Consider the following 25,177-nt stretch of genomic DNA (forward strand, 5'->3'; position numbering starts at 1 on the left):
CACCGCTAGCGGCCTCTTGGACGGCTGATCGCGATCAGCCTTTAACACTGCCTAGAACCATACCTTTTACGAAATACTTCTGTAAAAATGGATAAGCGCAAATGATCGGCAGAGCACCTAAAAAGATCTGTGCGGACTTTAACGTTTTATCGGAAATTTTAGCCATTACTTTCGCTTCCTCAGGTGTTAATGTCGTAAATGATTTTTGCACAACAACCGTTTGCATATAGCTTTGCAGCGGATAATTGCTTTGATTATTCATATAAATGAGCCCATCAAACCAGCTATTCCAATGACCAACCAATGAAAACAATAAAATCGTTGCAATAGCCGGCATGGATACCGGAACATAAATGCTCCATAACGTTCTCCAATGGCCTGCTCCGTCTATAAATGCGGATTCGCTTAATTCCTTTGGGGTTAGCCTAAAGAAATTCAAAAGGACGATTACGCTAAATACAGGTACCGCACCAGGCAATATTAATGCCCAAACCGTATCGATGAGTCCTAATTCCTTGACCAGCATGTAGGTTGGGATTAAACCGGCACCAAAAATCATCGTGATGAAAAAGGTCCATGCATAGAAGGCTCGAAAACTAAAGTCTTTCTTTTCCTTGGATAAAGGATAGGCAATCGTTGTCGCTAACACCACATTAATTGCGCCGCCAAGAGCGATGCGCTGCAGGGATACAAGCATGGAGTCCCAAAAGGCTTTACGCTGAGCAACAAATTCATAGGAGGTTAATGAAAACTCTTTGGGCCAAAAGGTTACCGTACCGGTAGACGCAATCGCGCTTGACGATAAGGATATCGCTAAAATATGAATCATCGGAAGCACGCAAGCCGCAGCGACCAGAAGGAGAAAGATATTGTTAATGACTAAAAACCAGTCTAGTTTTTTTTTGATTCGCATTCCTATACCTCCTAAAAGATTCGATAATCAGCAAATTTATAAGCAAAAAAATAAGAGGTTGAGACAAGGATCAATGCAATGACGGATTTAAACAAACCGACTGCCGTAGCTACGCCAAACTGCGCATCCAACAAACCGATCCGATAGACGAAAGTGTCGAGTATGTCTCCACTCTCATAGACCATCGGGCTGTACATATTAAAGATTTGGTCAAAGCCTGCATTCAGAAGATTCCCTAAGCTCAAGACCATCAATAATACGATAACCATCTGAATGCCGGGTAAGCTAATGTGTATCGTCTGCTTCCAACGATTCGCCCCATCCATTTGAGCCGCCTCGTACAGATTCGGATTAATCCCGGTTAACGCAGCAAGATAAATAATCGTTCCGTACCCGAAATCTTTCCAAGTATCCGTTAATATCATCGTATACGGGAACCACTTATTGTCACCCAAAAAGAATATGGAATCAAAGCCAAGCTTATTAATCAACGTATTAATAAGTCCATTTGTAGGGGACAGGATGTCGATAAAGATGCCGCCCAATACGACCCAGGAGAGGAAGTGCGGCAGGTATATCGCCGTTTGAATGCTGCGCTTCAATAGGACATGCTTCATTTCGTTTAACAGCAACGCAATCACGATGGGAACAACTAAGCCCAAGATGACCTTCAAAGACGCAATATAAAAGGTATTCCACAAAATATTGTCGAAATTGGGCAGGCTCATCACATATTTAAAATTTTTCAAACCGACCCATTGTTGATCGCCAAAGAGCCTTTTAGCCGGAATAAAGCGTTGAAACGCTATAATAATGCCAGCCATAGGAACATAGCTAAATAGGATGACGAATAGAAACCCTGGCAAGATCATGAGATTTAACGGCAATTCTCTTTTCAATTTTTTTAAATTCAGCTCAATCACCTTCTCCTATGGATTAAGAAAATGGAAAGCAAGGATGCTCCTTGCTTTCCATAACGTGTTATTTGTTTGATGCGTACCACTCATTGACTTCTTTCGTGATGTCTGTTCCGCCAACTTTATACCAGTTGTCCACGAATTTATCGAAATCATCCAAAGGCACCGCACCCATAATAATTTTGACGAATGTTTCTTTCTCCAATGCCTCTAATGTAGATTTTCTTTCAGCCATCGTTTCTGTCGGCGGACCGGCAAACGCTTCATACTTGAATCGTTCATTATCCATATAATTAACCCCATGCCTGTAAACGCCCTCTGCTCCGTAGATCTTAGGCCAACCCCATTGCGAAACATCCCCGTCTTCGAAAGCTTTAATATTGCGATAAATAGCTAATGCTTCACCCGTTAAGCTGTCAAAGCTATTATCTTTTCTAGCCTTTTCGATTTCTTGGAAGGCTCGAATGTTTTTAAATGCTGACGCGGGCTGAACCGGGGAATACTTCCACACCCCTACGCTATCATTTGCTGCCGGCATGTAATAGTAGTCAAAATCTCCTGTTTTGCCCCAGTTAAGCTCCACGTGTAAATTGAACATTTTGATAAGCGCCTCAGGGTTAGAGAATCCCTTTCTAACTACCCAATAGCTGTCCGCTTGGAATCTTTGCGGAGAAAGGGCCGGTTTACCGTCTACGGAAACAAGAGCATAACCTACCCAGTTGGCATTTGGATCATTTTGATAATTGCTGATGAGCGGATACATGGGATTCCATTGAGCGCCAAAATCAATGCCGATTTTACCGGCTGCAATACTCTCGGCTACTTTGCCACCGTCTTTAACCCCGAACTCTTTATCAAGCTGACCTGCCTTATACATATCGGAAAGCGCTTTCAATGATTCCTTAACTTCAGGGAGCGTGCTGCCCCAAACTAACTTTCCTGAGCCGTCATCAATCCACATATTCGGATAAGCATGGTAGCCCGCAAAAAATCCTTCCAAGCCCATTGCGCCGCCGTATAAATCTTTTGTTAAAGCTAAGCCATACGTATCATTTACCTTGTTCCCGTCTGGATCCTGTGTTGTAAACGCTTCGGATATTTTCAGCACATCCTGCAGGGAGGTTGGCTCAGGAAGCTGTAATTTGTCTAACCAATCCTTGCGGATCCATAAATAAACACCATCACCGTAAACGTCAGCCTTACCAAGCCCCACAATCTTTCCGTTAACTGCAGCAGAATTAAGCACAGCCGGTCCTTGTTCAGCGTAAAGTTTCTTTAGATCTTCCGATGCGTACTGCTCCCAATATGGCGTTAAATCCTCGATTAAATCCGCTTCGGCTAGCTGCTTCATTTGCGCTGGCGTTACGCGAAGCATATCTGGCAAGTCACCGGATGTTAACGTAACATTCATTTTTTGGGTATAAGCATCGCCGGTGCTAACTGTCCAGTCATACGTAACATTAATGCCCAGCTTCTCAGAAAACGCTTTCAACCATCTGTTGCTTTCAATCGTTTCTCCTGGAGTTTTAGGAATGATATTATCTTGGGTGTCATTGTCAACATCACGAGTAAAGCGAATCGTAAGCGGCGTTTCATACTTGCCGAACGGATCAGCATCTCCGGAAACCGATTCCTTCGGTTCATTGTTGCCCGTACTACTGTTGTTTGCTGGACTTTGAGCTCCCGTATTCGATTGTTTCTCGGGTGAATTGGAGCTGCATCCTGAAATAAAGCCCGTTGTAAGCATCAGCGATAACATAAGAAGTATTGCTTTTGAAGACGGTTGATTTTTCTTCACCTTAAAACCCCTCTCATATAGTGTGAATACTAAGCACATTTTAAATTCTATGTTATTTTTTACTGATCGTATATTTTCAATTTGTTACTTCATTATCATCTCTTTACTCCATGCCATTTCCCTATGCTTTCACTTTTTTAGATCGTTGTCATTTTTTTACCTTCTCGTCTAAAGCACGCATGCCCGTTTCAAAACAAAAGCTGCAGCAGATCCTCCGATCCGCTGCAGCTTTTGTGATTAAACTATAGTTGATATCGCAACTCCGCTATTCTTCATTTGACTGTAGAGCCGTTTAAACTATTGTCTCCCATAGCTTAAAGATAAAAAGGCTTTATTTTCATCCGGTAGACTCCTGCCTCACCGAGAAAATCATCTCTTATAACTTTCCGGAATCCAATCTAATAATTGCTTTGCATCCCCTTCGAAAACCTCTTGGTCTATCCTATTTATACCTTCCTTCCAACAGTCCAAATTAAAATCAAGAATTTTTACGTCTCCATATAGGTTTGTAATCTCAGTTTTAGAAAGGATCTGATCACAAGATAGAAAAAGGGATTCTTGATTTTGTGGGAACATTCTTGGACCAACAAAAGGGGAAATAATGAAGTCTAAGCTATTGTGTAATATCAAAGCTGTTTCAATTGTACGTTTGGTTGGACTTACAAGCATCAAATCATCAGGGTTAATTATTACTTTCTCTAGCAGTTGAGCTACCTGAAACTCGCCGTATTCTGTCAGACTAGGGTGTAAAGTATTCAACCGATTAGGATAATCGTTGAGGTGTTCTCCGTGACCGTGTCGAATAAATAAAAACTCCATCTATCTGCCCCCTAGCTTTATAACTCCAATGGCTAATCACCTATAAATGCTTTTCATAGAAAACCATTGTCATTTTGTCGTTAATTACTTTTGTTGCACCTGTTTTTTTATAGCCTATCTTCTCATACAAATAACAGTTTCCTTGCTCTTGTAGGATGGTACCCAACTTCCATGACTTTGCATCATCATATAGCTGCTCAACCATTGTAAAAACTTTTTGAGCTATTCCTTTTCCTTGATGTTCTGGCAGTATAAAAATTGGGCTAATACTATAAATTTGATTATCTTTTTTCACGACTCTAATTCCACCAACAGCAGCCTCAAGATAATGAATGATGAAATAATCCATGGAAGATTGATTGATTTGAGTGATAATTCTTTCTAAGGTTTCATTGGCGGGGCTTGTTTCAAAATCCTGATATTTTTCCAACAAGGGCATAAACGCTTTGACCTTCATTTCATGAATATTCACTGCATCTTTTAAATCTGCTTTACATAATGAAACCTCCATTAAATAGATCCCTCCAACATTAAGGATTAGCATAGCCTCTTTCAGTGCAGCTCCTTTAAGTTACACGATCGGAAGAGAGTAGAATAATGATTATTTTCGAAAGATTTCCCGGAGCAAGCGTTTCCATAGATTCTATATTTTGACAGGTTGTAAACCTGGTAAATATACAACATCATATAGTTGGGCGTTTGTCAAATTGACAAAGTGTCCGAATACGATGCGGTAAGCCGTAGGCGCACCGGATCGAAAAATAAGGAGGATTTTCATTTATGTCAAAACGATTTGGCAGAATGCTCGCGTTCCTCTGTTGCTTGGTAATGGTGGCATCGCTAATGTCTGCCAGCTTTGCCGCCGCCAATGACAACAGCGAGTACGCAGAAGCACTTGATGGCGACCTCAGTTCTACAACTCTTGCAAGCTTGCAGGCGAATGAAACGCCGACCGCCATTTTCGGAACTCCTGAACTCGGGTCAAACGACCCACTGTGGGCTTTGACAATGGAACATCCCATCAACAAAAGCACTGTACCCGACGACCCTAGACCCCATGCCACGGGCACAGCCAGAATCCTTTGGGACCACGACTACCTGTATGCCCGCGTAGTTGTGGAGGACAGCAATCTATATAAGGGAGCCGGCGGAGATTACCAGTACGACAGCCTGGAGTTTTATGTCGGCAATGGATCCGGAGGCTCAAACCAATGGCGTGTCAGCGCGACGGGTGTGTTTTCAGGACAGTCCGCTCCTGGCAGAGCTGCGTGGACCCAGATCACGGATACTGGATATATCGTGGAGATGAGAATACCCAAAGGAACCTTGACCTTACAGGAAGGTAAGCTTACCTTCGAGGTCTATATCAATAACTCGACGGAAAAGGGCGGTGACCGCTATGAAGTCGTTTCCTCTTTCGGAGTTCCGGACGCGGGTTATTCCAGCGATGCTTCATTTACAGACAGCCTGCAGCTCACTTCAGCCAATGAAGAGGATACCAGATTCTCAATCACCGCCACGGCGGGACCGGGCGGTACAATAACGCCGGACCCTCCCGGCGATGTTCTGAGACTTGCTAAGGGCTCAAGCAAACCATTTACGTTTAACCCCAATCACGGCAAAATTGTGGATACCGTAACGGTAGACGGCGAGGCCGTGACTCTAACTGCTGGCACTTATACCTTTGCAAACATTGAGGCTGACCATACCATTCACGTGACATTCAAGAACGATCCGAACGCGAAGCAGCTTCCCTTTATCGTATGGAATGACAACTTCGCCCGTGGCGAGTACACGACGGCCGTCATCATTGACTTAGGCGATGGGAAGGCGGCGTTAAGCTCCGCGCTTAAACCGGGCTTGTTTACCGTATCGGCTAGGAACACGACCCTCAGCGGCGACTCGGTGACCTTTGAAGGGACGCGCAAGATCACAAGGGTATACGCCAACAACGAACCAAAAGTACGCGGCTATCTGGGCACGGTAAGCCATTCACCGGATTATCAGGAAGGACTGGCAAGCGGCCGTTACATCGTAGTTGAGTTTGAGTTTTATTCAGAGAGCGGCGGCAATATAACGCTGGACGGCAACAGTAACTCGACAAAGCAGGTTTACAACATCGTCCAGAACGACGAGATCCAACTAACAGATGGGAGTTCGCTTCGCAACGTGGTTTTTGAGCAGGACAAAGTTGTGAATCCAATCCTTGACAAGTTTACGACACCTACGGGCGATTCGGTCAATCGCGCGCTCTACCTTCACAAGGATGGCAACGGTAACGTGGTGCAACGATTGCCGCTGTATGTCTATACCCATGGCCGGTCACGCGGCGGCACAAACGCTGAAACAGACCCTAAAGCGGCCATGAAATCCGCCAATGGCTCGGTCGCTTTAATGAAGAAAATGGAGGAAAATCCTAAAAAATACGCCAGCCATATCCTGAATATTTCCTATAATGGCGTATCTACTCCCTCCACAGCCAATGTTAAGAAGGTTATAGACGACCTGGTTGCCAGCGGCGCAGTAGACCCTAACCGTATTTACGTGGCCGGCTTCTCATGGGGCGGCTTGTATACGAACACCTTAGTTAACGACTACCCCGGCTTCTTCGCGGCCGCAGCACCTATGTCTCCGGTAAACGGTTCACCGAACGCGAGCACCAACGACGCTCACGCCAAACTGGCCTATTGGATGTTTATTAATGCGAATAACGTTGGAATATACCAGACTAACCTCGCTACCTTCATAAACACCAATATGCCGAAAATGACCAACGCGAGAGCTTCCCGCTTTGAGAGCAATGAGGCTCTTACATGGCCCTACAATCAATATGATCAGCCGAGTCAGAGGCCGAATCCGGCCAATACACCTGCCCTGCCTGATTATATAGCGCACGAGGTTGAAGCTGCCGTTCTTTACAACCAGATAACGATGGGGAATTGGAGCATAGCTCCAACGGCGCAGTCCCCTAACTTGCCGACTTGGAGCAATGACTACACAGACGTCTTTGATTGGATGTTCGCGCAGAGAAAAACGGACGGTCCCGGTGCTCCGGGCAGCTTCAAGGCAACGGCGGGCGACGGACAGGTCGCATTAAGCTGGACTGCTCCGGCTATCGACGGTGGCAGCGCGATATTGGGTTACAAGGTCTGGTATGGCAGCGTGAAGCTAGTCACACTGGGGGCAGCGGAGACCAAATATACCTTCACGGGCCTGACAAACGACCAAGCCTACACCTTCAAGATCGTTGCGGTAAATGCGAAGGGCGAAGGCGCGGAGATCAGTGCAACGGCTACGCCGACGATGACGACAACTTCTGGTGGCAACAGCGGAAATTCGGGCAACGGGACAGACGCGGGATCGAAGTCGAACTACACTTTGAATACACCTAAGGATAAGCCCGCGGTCACAGACAAAAACGGCAACACCACCCTGCCCGGCGGCGGCGAGATCGTGATCAAGGGTGGAACGAAAATTAAGGCACCCGAAGGCACAACTATAGACTTAAACGATAAAGTGACCATTCCGGCGGGCAAGAACGCCGAAGTAACGCTACCCGGCGGCATGTCGCTGAACCTCCATGAGGGTACGGAGCTTGTGTTAGATGACGACACCCCGCTGGGCTTCCTCGTGATGTCGGGTAATCCTTTCAGGGATGTCAACAAGGACGACTGGTTCTACAGCTACGTAAACTTCGCCTACACATACGGTCTTTTCAACGGCACGACGTCCACGACGTTCTCACCGGGCACCTCTATGACACGCGCGATGTTCGTGCAGGTACTAGCCAATCTTGAGAACGTAAACCGCTCCGACTACACGAGTTCCCGCTTTAGCGACGTGACGGACGGGCAATGGTACACGGCGGCAGTCGAGTGGGCAGCCGAAAGCGGCATAGTCAACGGTATAAACACAGACCTGTTTGACCCCAATTCACCGATGACGCGCGAGCAGATGCTGGTAATCCTGTACAACTACATGAAGTACAAGGGCTATGAGATACCTGAAAGCCAATCTAAGTCCTTCGCGGACGAGGGTGAGATGAGCTCATGGGCGCTTAAGGCCGTTCAGGCGCTGCGGGGCATCGGCATTGTATCAGGCAAGCCGAACAACCTCTTTGACCCGAACGCCACCGCCACCCGCGCCGAAGTAGCCACTATCTTTGTAAGATTCGTCGAATATATGGCTAAGTAAAAGCGTAAACAGAAAAATGCAGCCCCTTCCGGCTGGACGCGACACTCCACATGCGCTGTCTGAGTAAATCGTCGCGGGATATGCTCGAGTAATAAATCGATTAGATTGCTAAAAAATAGAAACAGCGGTAGCCTTGGACTCAGATATGTAGTCCAAAACTACCGCTGTTTCTTGTACTATCGAAAATCCCCATTCCACATTTTTGTTACTTCTTTTAGTTCTAAATTTTCAAAACTTAATTTATAAATATCCGGTTTCTCTAGTCGATTAAAAAAATCCAAACCATAACTCGAATCAAAATAGTTCATCATCAATGTCATTACAAGCCCATGAGTTCCGATAGCTATTTTTTTCCCGGAGCGTTCTTTTAATAATTTTTTTATCACTGATACAGATCTATTCTGGCATTCATAATTAGACTCCCCACCCGGTAAACAATAATCGAAATCATAAAATTTCTCATGAATAACCGACATTAAATCTTCAATAACTTCGCTAGCAAAATGCCTTTCCCTGAGATCTTCAAATATTTCGATATCTAATCCCACGTATAGTGCCAATCCCTCGATACTCAGAATTGCTCGGCTATACGGGCTGGATATGACGACATCAATTCCTTCTTCTTTGAGAATTTCTGTAACTTTTTCAACATCGTCCTTGCCCTTATCGGTAAGTCCCCTTGTTCTTTCTGTTCCTTCATTGTATGGTGATTCAGCATGCCTGACCATATAGATGATGGTGTTCATATCGTCCTCCTTAAATTGTTAACTTATGGTCCCGGTTTCGAAGCTTTAAAATACTTATCATCTACTTTTATTGCAATGGCTTGATTGGGGTCTATTCCTTTTATTTCATACAAAATACTTCCTATTGGTATGCGCAGGTCATTTGAGTCACCATTTTTTTTCGGCATAGGGGTTGTTTATATTATTCCAGGCAACAGCGCTTGGATATGATGAGCTTGACTCTTTATTTTGGTCACTGCAACCCGCTAAGAGGAAAGACACTATCAAAACTAATACTATCATCCTCATAGATTCCCTCCTCCCCGAAAGTAAATTGGAAAATATCTCCTTCACAAAAAACGTAAAAGGATATTGATTTGTTGCAGGTAACTCTTGCCTCTTACCTTAAAAAAATGCCCCTGAACGTCAATCATGACGAGATCAGAGGCATTTCTATTGTTACAGCGCTACATTCCAGCCAAAAGGGTATTGCGCGGATAGCTCAAGCGGTAATGCGCCGCTTGGCTTCAGCTCGCCGGTTAATACTTTGGCGGCTGATTCCAGGGCAAGCGGACGGCATTCATATACGGCCAGGTAGGCTTTCGCATCGGGATATACGTTCAGATCCAGCGGATTGCGGACAGACACCGCAACGGTGCGGTCGCCTGCCAGCTTAATGACTTGCTCTGCGATCTCGCGTTCAATCGGATGTTTTGTTGCATCGTAAGTGACAACAACAATCTGCTCGAACGTTTCCACGCCGGCAAGCGGATCCGAGCCGCTCATGGAACGCTCCTCGATTTGATCAAGGCGATCCTTCAAATAGTCCCCAAGCGTACCGTCTCCCGACAACATCTCATCCGCAACGGATACCGGCTTGATATCCGGCCACAGCACAAGCGTACGGGCTTCCCGGCGCAGCGGAAGCAGCGAGCCTTCATTTTTCACTAGCGTAGCCGAGGCTTCGCTCCACTTCCGTGCAACCGCTTGGTTGCCGGAGGTTGCAAGCTTTGGCTCAACCGCTTCCCAAGCCGCAAGAGGCGCTTCAATCTCATAATCCTGCTTCAGCTGCATCACTCTGGCGAGCGATTCGTTAATCCGCTCCTCGGACAGCTCGCCGTTCTCAACCGCAGCTACCACGGCTTCAAGCGCAGCCACTTGCTTTTCATACGTATGGCTGACGAGAACCATGTCCGCTCCGGCTAGAATGGCCTGTACCGCGCCATTCGCCGGTCCGTAAAATCGATCAATGGCATCCATCTCGAGGCAATCGGTGACGATAACCCCTTTGTAGCCCAGCTCTTCACGCAGGAGGCCGGTTAAGACCGGCTGGGACAAAGTCGAAGGCTTACCCGACGGATCGAGCGCTGGCAGGCAGACATGCGCCGTCATAATAGCAGCTGTTCCAGCCGCAATTGCCGCACGGAACGGCGCCAGCTCGATCGCATCCAGCCGCTCCCGGCTATGAGGCAGCACCGGCAAATCATGATGGGAGTCTACCGAGGTATCGCCATGGCCCGGGAAATGTTTTACCGTTGCGGCTACCTTTGACGCCTGATAGCCCAGCAGGGCAGCTTTCCCAAGCTCGCTGACAATGTGCGCCCGGTCGCCATAGGAACGGACGTTAATAACCGGATTATCCGGGTTATTGTTAACGTCAAGACATGGCGCGTAGTTCATCGTAACGCCTAACAAGCGAAGCTCTTCGCCGCATACGCGGGCGGTCTCTCCCGCTCCCTCAGCCGAACCCGTTGCTCCAAGCGCCATATTGCCGGGCATCAGCGTGACCCCGTCTACAATCCGGGCCACCATGCCGCCTTCCTGGTCGATCGCCACAAGCATGTTCGGCCGGCCGGCACGACCGGCAATAGCCTTCAGCGAGCTGGACAGCTGATGAACCTGCTTCGCATTGCGTACGTTGCGTCCGAAGTAAATCGTGCCGCCAATGCCATATTTTTCAATTAACGATGTGATCTCTTCCGTAGGTTCATAGCCGTGAAATCCGAATACAAACAGCTGTCCAACCTTCTCCCTTAGCGACCAGCCGTTCCAATTATACTCTCCCATTACCTTCCCCTCTTTCCCCGCTAATCTAGCTTTCCTGCTCCTCCTGAACCAACTGATGCTTGCTCCGGTAATCCGTCGGATTCTCCCCGGTATACTTCATAAAGACCTTTGTAAAATACCGCCGCTCCGCGTAACCAACTTCCTTGGCGATCTGAGCGATGCTTTTCATCGTATCGGCGAGAAGCGATTTCGCCTTCTCCATCCGTTCGCGGGTCACGTATTCAATAAAGGTTTCGTTATAGGTTTGTTTGAACAGCAGGCTGAAATAAGAGGTGCTTAAGCCGACATGGGTCGCTGCTTCCTCTACGCTCAAATCCCGGTAGAGATTGCGGCCGAGGAATGCCTTTGCTTCCGCCATGGAGCGTTCGGACTGTTTTTTCTTGTCCGTCGACTTCTCGGCAACGGCCTTAGTCACCTGCAGGATGACCGACAACAGATCCTTAATGCCGAACCTGCGGTCGAGCTTCAGCCAGAGCAGATCCTCCTGCTCGCGCGAAAAAATCCCCATTTCCTTCGTTTCGCGCATCAGATTTAATACAAAGAAATGCAGCATCGGCTTAAACCGGCCAAGCGAAGTCTCGTTCATCAACTGCAGCTGGGCGGTCAGATGCTTTAGTTCCTCGTCAACAACCGATGTATCGCCCCGTTTGACAGCCCCAATCAGCTTCTCGGACGTATCCCAGAAAGCTTGGTCTTCCCTTGAAGCCCCGGCGCAATCATTCGGGTAGACGGAAATCTGCTCCTGCACCGGCGTAAGCTGCATCCCCTGCTGTACCATTTTGTATGCCTGCGACAACGCCTTGATATCCGCATAATCCCGATAAATGCCGGCATACAGCGATAGCTTGACGTGATTTTTCACCGCCGTAAGGAGCAGCTCCGTCCAGATCGTAATTTGCTTCAAATTGTAAGCTAACGTCTTCTCGCATTCGATAAGCACGCACCACTCGCCGTCGCGGATTTGGATTACCGCATGATGCAGGCCGTTCTGCTGAAGCCTCTCCCGAAGGACATTGCAGACCGCGAAGTTCCACAGCTTCCGCTCCTTGTCCGACCATTCCCGCCAATCCTTGGTTCGCTCCGAGCTGACGTCGAGATCAAGTACGATCAGCACATACTTCTTATCCAGCTCCTGCTCTTCCCCGTTAAACAGCCAGTTGCCGCTTGTAACCTCGGTATAGTCCATCAAAATATCATACAAAACCTTCTCGCTCGCAAGATCAATCATGCGGCCGATTTTCTGCTGCTCTTCGCTTTGCTGCTTTTTCTTCTGGCGCTGATTAGCCATTACCCGGGCAATAACTCCCGTTAATTCGTCATAAGGGATAGGCTTTAAGACATAATCCTTCACGCCGTATTGAATAGCAGCCCGGGTATAGGCAAAATCCTGATAGCCGGATAGCATAATAATGTCGCTTTCCGTCCCTTTTTCCCGAATATGCCTGACAAGCTCCAGCCCGTCCATAACCGGCATCCGAATATCGCATAACACGAGATCGAACGATTCCGATTCCAGAAGCTCAAGAGCCTCCATCCCGTTTTTCGCCGTTCCGCCAACGGTTAAGCCAAGCATCTCCCACGGAATAACCTTCTCGAGATTTCGGGTAATATGCGGTTCGTCGTCTACGAGCAATACTTTGCCGTTCATAATCGTTCACCTCTGTTCTTCGGAATGGTGCAGCGTATAACTGTGCCATATCCTTCCGCGCTGCAAATCCTTAATCCGTAAGATGGACCATAATGAATGCGAAGGCGATCCGCCACGTTGCGGAGCCCCAGTCCCCGTCGTTCTCCAAGCTCTGCGGCATTGCGCCGTTTCCCGCTTGGCAGCTGCTGTTCTCGTTCGGCGAATTTTTTGAGCGTCTGCTCGTTCATGCCATGTCCGTTATCGCTGACCATAATAACAATCTGATGGGCTTCGACCGTGACTTCAATCGTAATTATGCCTGCCCCGTCTTCCAGCCCCTCAAAGCCATGCTGGATGCTATTCTCAACAAGCGGCTGAAGCGTCAGCTTGAGTATGGAATACTCCAACGCCTCTTCCGATACGTTTAATTCATACGTAAATAAATCCTCGAATCTATACTTCTGAATTTCCAAATAACTGCGGACATGCTCGATCTCCTGGCTGAGGAAAATCTCTTCGCTATGATGCATGCTTGTGCGCAGCAGATTGCTGAGCCGCCGCACCATCATCATAATCTTTCCGCCTTCATTCTGAGCAGCGAGCGCATTAATGGACTCCAGCGTATTAAACAAGAAATGCGGCTTGATCTGCGCCTGCATCAGCATCATCTCGGCATGCTGCTTGCGCTCTTGCTCCGTTCGAACTTCCGTGAGCAGATCGCCAATGCGCTGCACCATGCTGTTAAAGCTGTTGGCGAGAAGCACCGTCTCATCCTTGCCCTGCGCATTAACGCGGATATCCAGAAGACCTTGCTCAACGAGACGCATTTTGCGGACGACCTTAATGATGCTTTTCGCTACCCGGTTCACGAAAAAGATATTAAACAGAATAGCCGACAGGATACATAGAATCGTAATCATCCCAATCCATTGGACAAAACGTTCGTTTTCGTTCGTCAGCATATCCCATGACTTTACGGATACGAGCACCCAGTCGTTAAAGCCGAGATTATAGGAAGAGACAAGGCTGTCTTCCCCGTTAAAACGCAGTCTTGCGCTGGAGTAATCGGCCGTATTTTGCGGTAAAACGCTGGAGTATTCCGATATATTGGTCCCTTCGAAATGCTTGCCGCTGTCCAGCATGACAAGTCCTTCGGAGTTAACAATAACGTATCTGGAATTGGGGCCTTCCGCCTCCGGATTGAGGAAGGTATTCAGCATCGAATAAACTTCTTCGGTCTTATACTGCGTGATCATAAGGCCTAAGTCGTCAAGGGTTTCATAGTCTTTAACAAGTCTGAGCTGGGTAAATAGAGGCGGTTCAACCCCAGTCAGCTCTTGATGCTCATAAGGGCCAATCCACTTCGGACGGCCTCCTAATTGAATCGTTTCATTATATAAGGACTGATCCTTTAACGCTTCGAAGGCAATCGGCCGGAACGTCGTTGGATCATTGCGGAATGCGCGGAACATCGTTCCATCCATCGCATACAGCACCACATAGCTTACAGCCGGATGCTGAAACAGGATACGCTTCATTTCCTTCTCGGATTGGTTAATGGCAATCAGGGTGCTGGCGTCATCGCTGGAATAATATTTCGTGTAATTCAGCGTATCCTGTACCTCGGAGCTCGTTAAATTAGTGTCGGAGAGCTGATCAAGCTCCTTGAAGAAGTACTTGATATTCCCTCCGACAGCCTTGAGTGAGATCTCGGTCTGCTCGCTGTACTTTTTCTCCAGCACGGCTTCCGTATTAAGAAAAGACACGATGCCAAGTCCAATCATCGGAACCACGACCAGAAATATAAAAGCAAGCATCAGTTTCGGTCTCAAGTTCATCTAGCGGGCCCCTTCCGGTCATCCTCAGCCCTTCACGCTTCCCGCCGTCATGCCTTCGATAATTTGCTTCTGCAAGAAGAAGTACACAACAAGCACCGGAATAATACTCATAATAACGGCAGCCGATAATGCGGCGAAATTCGTACGGTAACCGTCATTAAAGCTGGCCATACCCGTCGGCAGCGTGCGGAGCGATTCGGATGTTATAAATAATTGGGATAAAATGTATTCGTTCCAGTTGCCGATAAAATTAAGAATCGTTACCGTAACGAGCGCCGGCAGGGAGATTGGCAATACAACCTTGACGAATAAGCCGCCGGCCGTCAGCCCGTCCATAATTCCAGCTTCCTCAAGCTCACCCGGAATAGATAACATAAATGCATAAATAATAAATACGGTTATGGGCAATGCATATGTGCAGTATACCAAAATAAGGCCGAAATGCGAATTGTATAAATGAATGCCGCCAAGGCTCATTTGCTGAATCAAACGGTACAGCGGAATGAACAGCGCCCCCGGCGGGACAAGCAGGCCGAACAGGATAAACTGGTACACCGCTTTGTTCATTCGGGAGTATTTCATGCGGGACAATGCGAAGGATGTCATCGCCGCAAAGAGCAGCGTGACCAGACAGGCGATAACCGTAACTTTTACGCTGTTTAATGCGTATAGGCCGATTTTTGCCGTCTCCCAGGCTTGCCGGTAGTTGTCAAAATTGAAATGCTTGGGGAAGCCCCACGTATTAACCGTTATCTCGCGGCTCGTCTTGAAAGAGGACATTAGCAGCCACACGAGCGGGAACAGCGTTGCGATAATGTACACGATCAAGGAAAAATGAATCCAGAACTTTCCTCTGCGAAGGCCCGTAATTGCTGCATTCATCAGTACTGCACCTCCTCATGCTTCGTCAGTTTTTGCAGGATGCCCGTAAGCACGAGAATCAGAATAAACATCGTAACGCCAATCGCGCTGCCGTAACCAAGCTCCATCGAGCGGAAGCCGACCTTCAGCATGTACGTGGACATAACTTCGGTCGATTGGAACGGACCGCCGTTCGTCATAATCTGAACGATATCAAGCACCTTCATCGTGCCGGATACCGTGAGAAGCAGCATAACGAACAACACCGGACGAATCAGCGGCAGAGTAATAAGCCAAGTCTCGCTCCAGCCGTTGACGCCGTCAATCTTGGAAGCTTCGACAATCTCCTTCGGAATATTCAGAATGGCAGCCAGACAAAGGACGATAAAGAAGCCGATGTTCTGCCACGCGTTCGCAATCAGAATCGAGAGCATCGCAAGCTTCGGATCCGACAGCCATTCGCGTGCCCAGCTGTCCGGCGCGACCAGACGGATAAATTGGTTGATAAGACCCGAATCGTAGTTGTACAACACGCCAAACAATATAGCGACCGTTGCCGTCGAGATTACGACGGGAACAAATACGGCCGACTTGTAAAAGTCACGCATACGGCCAACCTTACTGATCAGAATCGAGATAAGGAAGACGAGCGGAATATTCACGATCAAGGAGAACGCCATAAAGTAGAAATTGTTCGCAAGCGATTTCAGGAAAACGTCGTCTTTCCACAGCCGGGTGAAATTGTCCAGGCCGATAAACACCTTTTGCGTAATGCCGTCCCATTGAAAAAATCCGTAAACAAACGATACGATAACCGGATATACAAAAAACAAAGCATACAATACAAGCGTTGGTAGAATGAACGCGATATAAGTATACGGATTTCTGAGAGCCTTGTTCATAACTTCGCCTCCTGCTTCCTTTGAAAAAAACCTTTACCGAAGCCATTTGAAGATGTTCGACCGCGATAGAGGTGGGTTTCTGGTAAAAAAGCTAAGGTTCGCAGAAAACCTTAGCTTTTTCCCATTCCTATTCCCTTGCCTGTGAAGTTGTAAGGATGTTCTAGCGCCGCACCAGCGGAGCAGAAGAGTCATTCTGGAGAAGTGGAACGCTCGCTTTTGCCAGCCGAATTTCATCCGCTTAAGCGGATTCTAATGAAGAAATTCGGTGGCAATGGCGATTGGAAGAATGACTCTTCTGCGTAGCGGTCTTTCGCGCAGCGGCCTTACTTCGCAGCAGCGTTCGCCTTATCTTGTGCGGCCTGAATATCCTTAGCAACCTTCTCAGGCTTGCTCACCTTACCGATCAGCTCTTGCAAGCCTACGTTTACAACAGCGCCTACGGCAGGTTGAACGATAGCGTCGTAAGCTTTCCAGGAAGTCGAAGCGTTAGCCATAACCGTCAGCACGTCAGAGATCAGCGGATCTACGCCGGACAGGTCGGACAGCTTCATCGAAGGAAGAACCTTGTCTTCGAGCAGCGTGCGTTTTTGGATTTCTTCACTGTAGAAGTTAGCGATAAATTTCTTAACCATGGCAACTTGATCTTCGTTCAGGTTAGCCGAGAAGCCAAAGCCGTTCGAGTAAGACGCGTTGATCGACGTTTGGTCGCCTGCGCCGCCCGCGATCGACGGGAAGTTGAAGTAGCCGATTTGACCTTTCAGGTCGCCTGCTTCGTCGCCGGTGAAGCGGTTGGCATCCCACGAACCCGTGAATACCATCGCTGCTTTGCCGGACAGGAGCTGCGCGCCTTGATCCGCATAAGCAAGACCCAATGCGCCTTTCGTGAAGTAGTCTTTGTTTACAAGCGTTGCGTAGTCCGTGAAGCCTTTGATAAAGCCTTCATCCGTCCATTTGGTTTCGCCGGTAACAAGCTTGTTGATTGCGTCGATACCTACGTTACGCTCCATAACCGTGTTCCAGAGCATGCCGTTAACCCAGCCGTCTTTTGCTGCCAGACCAAGCGGCGTAATGCCTGCTGCTTTGATTTTGTCCGCTGTTTCGAGCAGTTGATCCCAGCTGGTCGGAACGGAAAGACCCAGATCGGAGAAGATTTTCTTGTTGTAGAAAATGCCTTCCGAATAGCCGCCGAACGGCAAGCCGTATACTTTACCGTCAACCGTGAACTCGTCAAGGCTGGCGAATTTGTCTTTAATGCCAAGCTCTTCAATGATTGGGGTCAAGTCGAGCATGCGGCCTGCTTTTACGTACAGGTTCAGGTCGGCGCCGCCGAACACTTCGAAGATGTCAGGCGGGTTGCCTGCCGTCATTTCCGCTTTCAGCTTCTGGTCGCGGTTGACGACTTCGTCGATGCCCTCCAGCTTGAAGGTCAGGCCAGGGTTCTCATCCTGCGTTTTCTTAACAACATCCTCGAGAATTTTAAGGCGGTTTTTGCTGGTCTCTTTAATTTGCGTATGGCGCAGGGACAATGTTACGTCCTTCGCTGCCGGAGTAGGGGTTGCTTCTGTTGTAGCTGCCGGCTCTTGCGAAGCTTCTGTGCTTGCAGGAGTGTTATTGCCGCCGTTATTGTCCGATCCGCAGGCCGAAGCGACCATGGTGAATGCGGCAAGCAACGTGGCGGTGAGCAAAGTACTTTTTTTCATTTAAGAAGACCTCCTCGATATGATCTTGCTTGTTTGCCTTGCACCCTTATTATAGATTCGATGATTCCTTGCTCGGGAGGTCGAAAATAAGCCCGATGAGGGATACAATTCTATTATTTTTCGAAACAGGGATAAAAAAACACAGCTTATCGGGTTACTATTACCGACAAGCTGTGTAATGATAATTCACCTATTACTTACGCATATCCTCAATATGGGCTCGGATTGCCTTATAAAAAGCTCTCCACTCTTCATTTCCTTGCTCAGAACCTGACGTCTCCGAATCTTTGCTCCCCTGGTCCGGCTGATCGGGTCCAGGGGAACCGGTGTGCCGCTCACTCATTGCTTTCGCCCACTTGTCCTTTTCTCCAGACATTTATCCCCCTCATCCCTTCAGCCAGTTTTTGCGGAGCGCGAACAGCTCCTTCAGCTCATCCGTAGACAGCTCGGTAATCCATTGCTCTGACTGCCCGACGACCTGCTCATTCAGCTGCTGCTTGCGGTCAATCATCTCGTCGATTTTTTCCTCAAGCGTGCCAAGCGTAATAAACTTGTGAACCTGTACCTGCTTCGTCTGACCGATCCGGAAAGCACGGTCCGTGGCCTGATTCTCGACAGCCGGATTCCACCACCGGTCGAAATGGAAGACATGATTGGCCGCCGTCAGGTTAAGACCGGTACCTCCGGCTTTAAGGGACAGCACGAATGCGCAGCATGGCTCCTCCGGGTTCTGGAACTTGTCGATCATTTCGTCCCGCTTGGCCTTGGGCACTCCGCCGTGCAAATACGGAACCGGAAGCCCCAGCCGTTCCTCGAGAAGCTTCTTGAGCTGCTCGCCCATATCCACGAACTGGGTAAAAATCAGGCAGCGTTCGCCTTCGGATGCAATCTCCTCCACCATTTCCAGCAATCGCGCTACCTTGTTCGAACGGTTCTCATCCCACTGCTGCTGAAGCTCGCGCTCTTCATTAAGCATCGCCGGATGATCGCATAGCTGCTTCAGTCTCGTAAGCGAAGCCAGAATCAAGCCCCGGCGCTGCATCGGACCCAGCTTATCCAGCTTCTCGAGCAGATCGGCAACGATATTTTCGTAGATCGCCCCTTGCTCCGTCGTTAAGGTCAAATAGGTCTTTGCTTCATTCTTTTCCGGCAGCGACAGCTGAATCGCGGGATCCTTCTTCACCCTGCGGAGCATAAACGGCTTCACCCAACGTTGAAGGCCGCTGATGACCTGTTCGTCGCGGGTTCGTTCAATCGGCAGTACAATCGCCTTGCGGAACTCGCCCATGCTGCCCAGGTATCCCGGATTAATAAAATCATAGATCGACCATAGCTCGGTCAGCCGGTTTTCCATAGGGGTACCGGTCAACGCGATCCGATGATTGGCCGGCAGTGCGCGAATAGCGGCAGATTGCTTCGTGTATACATTTTTTATATTTTGAGCTTCATCCAGACATAGGGCATCCCATTCGATCTGATTCAGCTCTTCTTCATCGATTTGGGCAAGCGAGTAAGACGTAATGACGATATCGGCACCCGCAACCGCTTCTTGAAGCGCCTCGCCTTTTTCCCTTTTTGGACCGTAATGGAGATACGCCGTTAAGGTCGGGGCGAATTTCTCCAATTCCTTCTGCCAGTTGCCGATAACGGAGGTCGGACAAATCAGTAGAGAAGGTCCGAGACTTTGGTTTCCGTGCTCCTTCACATAGGACAGATAAGCCATGAACTGAATCGTCTTGCCAAGACCCATATCGTCGGCAAGCACGCCGCCAAGGCCGAATCTACGAAGGAACAGCAGCCAGGAAACCCCTTGCAGCTGGTACGGACGCAGAGAGCCTAGGAAGCTGTCCGGTATATCAACCAGAGGAATTTCAGCCGTATGCTGAAGCTGCTCGAGCCATCTCGTAAGATGATCGTTCAGCTCTACCTCTGCCCGCAGCTGGGCGGAAGCATCCTCTCCGTCCTCCATAACGGTACCGCCGAGCAAATGCATCTCCATCACATCGCGGAACGACAGCCCTTTGCGCTTGCCGACCCGCTTGATCCAGTCTCGAATCTGAGCGACATCCTGCGGATCGAGATGAACCCATTCGCCGCCGATATTCATGAGCCTCCGGTTCTCTTCGGCAAGCCGCATAAACTCGGATTCCGACAAATCGATATTGCCAAGAGCCATCTTCCAGTCGAACTGCACAATCTGGTCCAAGCCGAACATCGGCTGCGCGTCGGAGCCTACCGACGATTTCATCTTTGCTTTCAGCCTTAAACGGCGGGAGCGTACCGCTTCCCACCAGCCTGGCAAGAGCACCGGGCATCCAGCCTCCAGCAGCTGCAGGCTCGCCTTCTCCATAAAGAACCAGGCATCGTTATCCGTAAGCTGTCTGCGCAGCTTTTCCGGGTCCGCTTCATCCCTCCACTCCGGCAAGACGGCAAGCCATTTGCCGTGCTCCTTGGCCAGTCTGGCATCCAGATACGGCCCCCAGTCCTCGGGCAGCGGGCCGTCCTGCTCGAACAAGACCTGCCATTGCCCTTTTGCGTAAGCAACGGGAATCCATGCTCCGCCGTTTCGGTCCTGCAGCGCGGGACGAAGCTGCCAGCTTGCGCCTTCCACAGGCTCCGCGAGCTGCAAAGCGACCTTAAACGGCATCGTATCCTTATGAAGACCAAGCGCAATCAGCCAGTCCTCTTCATCGGCTGCTTTATGAAGCAATACGGATTCTCCGCCAGCCGCCGAGGCAATTTTGCGCCACGCCGCCGCGGCGGGACCGTTTTGCGCCAAAATCTCTTCAACAGCCTCGCTTAACCACTGATCGGCACCGGTTATCCCGGTATCCCTTACAAGCTCCTGCCATTCCGCGGCAAAAGCAGCCTGTTCCACCGGAACCTCCAGCCGCCACGCGCGCCGGTGCTCCGACCATCTGCTCCAATCCGGCTGAAACCATCCCTCAAGCAGCGCCTCGCGAAGCTTCCCTGCCATTCGCATCAAGTCTTGCAGCCGATCCGTCCATTCCACTTGCAGAAGCCGGACATGACGGGGCGAGGATAAGTAATCGACGGCAAGCAGGGGAGGCAGCTTAAGCGCCTTCCCGATTTCCGAATCTATCTCCTCAACCTCCGCGCCATACCAGGAGGCTTGATGCCAGGCGAAGAGCACCTGCTTCAGCCTTGCCGGACTATCCCCCCGGTCTGCCGCCGCGAGTATAATCGCACTGTCTTCTGCTGTATCGCCTTGCTTCCAGTAACCGTCCACGAGTAACGTCCGAGCGCCGATGAATGATTTCATGTTACGATTTTTCCTTTCCACAGCTCTTCCTGAAACGCGCGCAGCCGTTGATACTTGCTTGCGATTCCTTCAATGTAACGCTCCCATTTATCCGCATGCTTATCGGCCTTGTACAGTCTCTCGAGCTTTTTCAGCTCTTTCACCGCAAGGCGGTAGCCCTGCCGGTTGCGCGAATGAATTGCCTCTTCAATCGACTGATGATAAAGAGGAATCATAACGCCTGGGGCCGCCTTCGAAACCTCGCGCACATTCTGAATGCCGAGATCATCCGGCTTCATGCCGATCAGAAGCTGAAGATCCGCCCATTCCTCGTACTTTTGCACGGCCAGCCAATGATCGGACAGATCCGCATAGGAATGCGGAAGAAGCTCAACCATATACCGGGTCCAGCGCGGTTCGTCGGGCTGATCCGTATCGGCCCTCCGGCACAAGGTCATAAACGGTCCAATCGTTCTCGCATTTTTCACTCTGGAAATATGGTCGTACAGGAAGCTCATCCAGTGGCCGATCAATTCCCAGTCCCCCTCCTCAAGCCGCTGCGCGACGCAAGGGTAGATTACCTTCTGCGAGCGCTGGAAATCCGTCTTGCCGAAATGCGCCAGCGCCTCTTCGTCATTGCGCCCGAAGAAACAGAGCATGGCCGCCGCCGTATGCACAAAGGTACTATTAACCGGCTCTTCCGAATCGCGGAGCTCCTCCTTCCTCATGGCATCAAGCTCATGCTCATACCAATCTGCATCTACCGCCATCCGCTCGCAAATGGCCAAATAGATATAGGTCCAGTCAAACAGCTGCTGCTCGTTTTTCACGGCTCTGCCCTTCGCGTAACCGGCAACGTAATCAACCCAGCTGCGGTCATGGCCGGTAACCTCGGCAGGCTCCAGCTCAAGCGCCAGCGTATAATAATGTTCCACCCACGGCTCCGCCATGCGCAGAAACGACATTTCATGATAATAACGGCTGAACGTATCGACCGTCTTGATGGCCTGCTCCGCTTGGTCGAGCACGAATAAGATGACGCTCATCCAGTGCAGCCGCTGGCTCTTTTTGTCCCAATGCTTCGTTGTTCCCTTAAGCGCGGACAGAACCGGCTGCAGGGCATGAAGCGAATGCCGGCAGCTGCGCCAGGTTTCGCCGTATTCGGCATCCATCCACAATCCCCATTCTTCCGGCGAAGCATCGTCGGATGGCTGGACATGACGGCCGCTAAACTTCGGCACGCTTACGGTAACCGTACTTCGCTGCTGCTTCCGGTCAACGCCCGTAATCCGGTCGTAGGCCGCTTTGGCAGCCGTTTCGCCGTCAAGGCTATGGCAATAGGCGAAATATACAGCCGCCATATGCTTGCAATAATCATTAAAAGGACAAGTGCATTTGCTGTATCTGAAATGGTCTGAATCAAGCAAAACCGAATAAACCTCGGACCCCTGTACGGCGCCGTATAACGTATCCTCGTCTGCCTGCTTGACGTTCAGCACCTGGCCGCTCCGATAATAATCCCATCCGCGGCGAATGATCTCTTCGTTCAAATGCTGCCCCAGACTGTGTTCAAGCGCTGTATGAAGCTTATCATCAAGACTTGCCAAGTTCGTTCACCTGCCCTCTTTCCGTTCACCTAGCATCTTATTAGTATACCACAAAAAATGCGCCCTCAGAAAAGACAAAAGCAGCCCATTTCACTTCGTTGAAAGTGAACGGGCTGCCAAGCTTACAAATGTTATTAGTGCGGGATGCGGATAAAGAAGGTAATTCGGTCTTCCACTTCGGCATGGATCTGTACGGTTCCTTTATACTGCTCGGTAATGGATTTGACGGTAAACAAGCCAAGTCCCTGATGGGCATCGTCCTTGGTGGAGAAGCCAGCGTCAAAGAGCGGCTTTTCCGTAACCTCCCGCGCATTCGAGCACGTATTGGTGATGCGGAACTCGATGAAGCCGTCTACCTGCTGTCCCGTCAATTCGACCATCCGGCATTCCTCGGGATACTTCATAACCTCGTCGAAAGCGTTATCGATCAAATTGCCAAGCATCCGGTTCACATCCAGCGTCTTAATGCCCATCTCCAGACGGTTAAGCCCGCTGAAGGAGCAGGTAAAGGCGATTCGGTAGCTTTCCGCCTGCGAGATTTTCGATCGGATCAACGCCGCAATCGCCGGGTTCCCGATATTAATAATATCGTTCATCAGCCGGATCTCGCCGGTCAGCTCTTTCGTATACGCGACAAGCTCCCTCGACTTGTTTAGCTCCGCAAGGGAATGGATAGTCTGGACATGGTTCAGGAAATCATGCCTCTGCGCCCGGATGGACTGGAACATGCTGTTGATCTCGTCTACGTACGTCTGCTGCGTCACCACAACAACTTTCTCGCGGGTCTGGCGGAAATACCGCATCGCGAAAGCAGCGATCAGGAGACTAATGCCCGTTACGAGGAATATGACAATTCCGATGTTCAGAAACTGGCTATCGAGCCTGTCCTGAATGACCTGATAATCGGATACGAGCGAAAGCACGTAGCCATGAATCGGGGTCCCGTTCTCGTCGACCAGGTTAACTCCCGAGCCCGTCGAGACCGGAATAAACATTTTGAGCACATGCTTGCCGTCAATCTTTTCTTTGGCAGAGACGCTCTTGCCGGTATTAAAAGCTTTCTTCACATAGTCGACATCTTTGTCTCCCTTGTAACGGTACGTTCCGTAGAAGATATCCTTCTGCAGCAAATGCCCCTGGACTTCGCCGGCTTCGTTAATCGTATCGAAGGAGCCTTTGCCAAACGTCATTGGATTAAATACCGTCGCCTCCAGCAAGGAATCGCTGCTCTCAATCGATTTGCCGATCAGCTCGTTAATGCCCGTCAGCTTCTCGTAGTCGGCAAGCGTCGTATAGTTGACGTACGGATCGATGATATAATTGGTTGTTCCGTCGTAGTAATAGCCCCATTTGTAAATGCTGTTTGGGTCCGTTGAAGCCACCTCAAACGGCCCGCTCCAGAAGTTCGGAAGCGTCTGGCCAAGCCAGTCGATCTTGACCTCGTGCTGGTCGAACAGCTGATTGAAGGCGACATACCAGGGATCCCAGGTTTTTGTCCCTTTGCCCAGCTCGTTCACGTCCGAGGACTTGTACAGGATAATGTTGTCTTTCGTCCGCTTCATCAGCGTAATATGTTCGACGCCCAGCTTGGCGCTTAATTCCTTGAGCTGGTCGTTTGTCACCTTCTCAACGTCCGGATCAAGCGCGTATTGAGCCGCGATCGATACGACCCGGAGCTCCCTCCCGATCTGCTCCTGGAACTTTTCGGCTCCAAGCCTCGATTGCTCGACGGAAAATTCAATTTGCTTCGCAACAGCCCGCATCTCATGGTTTAGCGCATCTTCCAACGTTTTTTTCGTCAGAAAATAATAAGCGGCATTGCTTAATAAAACGATGATAACGCTCAAGCTAATCGCCATGAGCCAGATATTGCGCGGCATATGATGCTCCTTTAAGCTCTCGTAATGTAATTCGATTATGGATGATTTTCACGGAAACAACAATATG

16 protein-coding genes are annotated in these 25,177 nt (G+C 49.4%); 1 reads left to right on the forward strand and 15 read right to left on the reverse strand.

Annotated features, from left to right (window positions below; genetic code table 11):
• Nucleotides 1-34: 34 nt before the first annotated feature.
• The 5 genes from PGL01S_RS12555 to PGL01S_RS12575 form a co-directional block, all read right to left on the reverse strand.
• Complete coding sequence (locus PGL01S_RS12555) at nt 35-913, reverse strand: carbohydrate ABC transporter permease (protein ID WP_127494979.1); 879 nt, start codon at nt 911-913, stop codon at nt 35-37.
• Between the two features lie 11 nt (nt 914-924).
• Entirely contained in the window at nt 925-1,785 is an 861-nt protein-coding gene (locus PGL01S_RS12560) for an ABC transporter permease (protein WP_201003924.1), read from the reverse strand.
• Between the two features lie 109 nt (nt 1,786-1,894).
• Complete coding sequence (locus tag PGL01S_RS12565) at nt 1,895-3,628, reverse strand: extracellular solute-binding protein (protein ID WP_244935577.1); 1,734 nt, start codon at nt 3,626-3,628, stop codon at nt 1,895-1,897.
• Between the two features lie 369 nt (nt 3,629-3,997).
• Nucleotides 3,998-4,447 (reverse strand): phosphoglycerate mutase family protein, encoded by a 450-nt coding sequence (locus PGL01S_RS12570; RefSeq protein ID WP_127494981.1) that lies wholly within the window; start codon nt 4,445-4,447, stop codon nt 3,998-4,000.
• Between the two features lie 40 nt (nt 4,448-4,487).
• Nucleotides 4,488-4,958 (reverse strand): GNAT family N-acetyltransferase, encoded by a 471-nt coding sequence (locus PGL01S_RS12575; protein WP_127494982.1) that lies wholly within the window; start codon nt 4,956-4,958, stop codon nt 4,488-4,490.
• Between the two features lie 269 nt (nt 4,959-5,227).
• Between PGL01S_RS12575 and PGL01S_RS12580 the strand changes: the two genes are divergently transcribed.
• Nucleotides 5,228-8,641, forward strand: a complete 3,414-nt coding sequence (locus tag PGL01S_RS12580) for an S-layer homology domain-containing protein (protein ID WP_127494983.1) — start codon at nt 5,228-5,230, stop codon at nt 8,639-8,641.
• 176 nt (nt 8,642-8,817) lie between these two features.
• On the opposite strand, the gene PGL01S_RS12585 is transcribed toward PGL01S_RS12580, so the two are convergent.
• The 10 genes from PGL01S_RS12585 to PGL01S_RS12630 all read right to left on the reverse strand — a co-directional run bounded on the left by PGL01S_RS12585 (nt 8,818) and on the right by PGL01S_RS12630 (nt 25,110).
• Complete coding sequence (locus tag PGL01S_RS12585) at nt 8,818-9,387, reverse strand: histidine phosphatase family protein (RefSeq protein WP_127494984.1); 570 nt, start codon at nt 9,385-9,387, stop codon at nt 8,818-8,820.
• A 438-nt stretch (nt 9,388-9,825) separates the two neighbouring features.
• Nucleotides 9,826-11,433, reverse strand: coding sequence for a glycoside hydrolase family 3 protein (locus PGL01S_RS12590; RefSeq protein ID WP_127494985.1), 1,608 nt, complete (start codon nt 11,431-11,433; stop codon nt 9,826-9,828).
• 25 nt (nt 11,434-11,458) lie between these two features.
• Nucleotides 11,459-13,081 (reverse strand): response regulator transcription factor, encoded by a 1,623-nt coding sequence (locus tag PGL01S_RS12595; protein ID WP_127494986.1) that lies wholly within the window; start codon nt 13,079-13,081, stop codon nt 11,459-11,461.
• Nucleotides 13,078-14,898 carry a cache domain-containing sensor histidine kinase gene (locus PGL01S_RS12600; protein ID WP_127494987.1) on the reverse strand — a complete coding sequence of 607 codons (1,821 nt, stop codon included), beginning with the start codon at nt 14,896-14,898 and terminating at the stop codon, nt 13,078-13,080. The genes PGL01S_RS12595 and PGL01S_RS12600 overlap by 4 nt, the downstream gene beginning before the upstream one ends.
• Nucleotides 14,899-14,922: 24 nt before the next feature.
• Entirely contained in the window at nt 14,923-15,780 is an 858-nt protein-coding gene (locus tag PGL01S_RS12605; protein ID WP_127494988.1) for a carbohydrate ABC transporter permease, read from the reverse strand.
• Nucleotides 15,780-16,661 carry a carbohydrate ABC transporter permease gene (locus PGL01S_RS12610; RefSeq protein WP_116393825.1) on the reverse strand — a complete coding sequence of 294 codons (882 nt, stop codon included), beginning with the start codon at nt 16,659-16,661 and terminating at the stop codon, nt 15,780-15,782. The genes PGL01S_RS12605 and PGL01S_RS12610 overlap by 1 nt, the downstream gene beginning before the upstream one ends.
• Nucleotides 16,662-16,984: 323 nt before the next feature.
• Nucleotides 16,985-18,361 (reverse strand): ABC transporter substrate-binding protein, encoded by a 1,377-nt coding sequence (locus tag PGL01S_RS12615; protein WP_127494989.1) that lies wholly within the window; start codon nt 18,359-18,361, stop codon nt 16,985-16,987.
• A 385-nt stretch (nt 18,362-18,746) separates the two neighbouring features.
• A complete protein-coding gene (locus PGL01S_RS12620; RefSeq protein ID WP_127494990.1) occupies nt 18,747-21,644 on the reverse strand; it encodes a DEAD/DEAH box helicase in 2,898 nt (965 codons plus the stop codon).
• Complete coding sequence (locus PGL01S_RS12625; RefSeq protein WP_127494991.1) at nt 21,641-23,230, reverse strand: SWIM zinc finger family protein; 1,590 nt, start codon at nt 23,228-23,230, stop codon at nt 21,641-21,643. Before PGL01S_RS12625 ends, PGL01S_RS12620 begins: the two co-directional genes overlap by 4 nt.
• A gap of 134 nt (nt 23,231-23,364) precedes the next feature.
• Nucleotides 23,365-25,110 carry a sensor histidine kinase gene (locus tag PGL01S_RS12630; RefSeq protein ID WP_127494992.1) on the reverse strand — a complete coding sequence of 582 codons (1,746 nt, stop codon included), beginning with the start codon at nt 25,108-25,110 and terminating at the stop codon, nt 23,365-23,367.
• Between the last annotated feature and the right edge of the window lie 67 nt (nt 25,111-25,177).

Source organism: Paenibacillus glycanilyticus NBRC 16618 (assembly GCF_004000805.1).
Lineage (GTDB): Bacteria > Bacillota > Bacilli > Paenibacillales > Paenibacillaceae > Pristimantibacillus > Pristimantibacillus glycanilyticus.

Bases quoted from the DNA above. Each gene is read 5' to 3' on its own strand.
- PGL01S_RS12555 (WP_127494979.1), bottom strand. From the start codon at position 913: ATGCGAATCAAAAAAAAACTAGACTGGTTTTTAGTCATTAACAATATC.
- PGL01S_RS12560 (WP_201003924.1), bottom strand. From the start codon at position 1,785: ATGATCTTGCCAGGGTTTCTATTCGTCATCCTATTTAGCTATGTTCCT.
- PGL01S_RS12570 (WP_127494981.1), bottom strand. From the start codon at position 4,447: ATGGAGTTTTTATTTATTCGACACGGTCACGGAGAACACCTCAACGAT.
- PGL01S_RS12575 (WP_127494982.1), bottom strand. From the start codon at position 4,958: ATGGAGGTTTCATTATGTAAAGCAGATTTAAAAGATGCAGTGAATATT.
- PGL01S_RS12580 (WP_127494983.1), top strand. From the start codon at position 5,228: ATGTCAAAACGATTTGGCAGAATGCTCGCGTTCCTCTGTTGCTTGGTA.
- PGL01S_RS12585 (WP_127494984.1), bottom strand. From the start codon at position 9,387: ATGAACACCATCATCTATATGGTCAGGCATGCTGAATCACCATACAAT.
- PGL01S_RS12590 (WP_127494985.1), bottom strand. From the start codon at position 11,433: ATGGGAGAGTATAATTGGAACGGCTGGTCGCTAAGGGAGAAGGTTGGA.
- PGL01S_RS12595 (WP_127494986.1), bottom strand. From the start codon at position 13,081: ATGAACGGCAAAGTATTGCTCGTAGACGACGAACCGCATATTACCCGA.
- PGL01S_RS12600 (WP_127494987.1), bottom strand. From the start codon at position 14,898: ATGAACTTGAGACCGAAACTGATGCTTGCTTTTATATTTCTGGTCGTG.
- PGL01S_RS12605 (WP_127494988.1), bottom strand. From the start codon at position 15,780: ATGAATGCAGCAATTACGGGCCTTCGCAGAGGAAAGTTCTGGATTCAT.
- PGL01S_RS12610 (WP_116393825.1), bottom strand. From the start codon at position 16,661: ATGAACAAGGCTCTCAGAAATCCGTATACTTATATCGCGTTCATTCTA.
- PGL01S_RS12615 (WP_127494989.1), bottom strand. From the start codon at position 18,361: ATGAAAAAAAGTACTTTGCTCACCGCCACGTTGCTTGCCGCATTCACC.
- PGL01S_RS12620 (WP_127494990.1), bottom strand. From the start codon at position 21,644: ATGAAATCATTCATCGGCGCTCGGACGTTACTCGTGGACGGTTACTGG.
- PGL01S_RS12630 (WP_127494992.1), bottom strand. From the start codon at position 25,110: ATGCCGCGCAATATCTGGCTCATGGCGATTAGCTTGAGCGTTATCATC.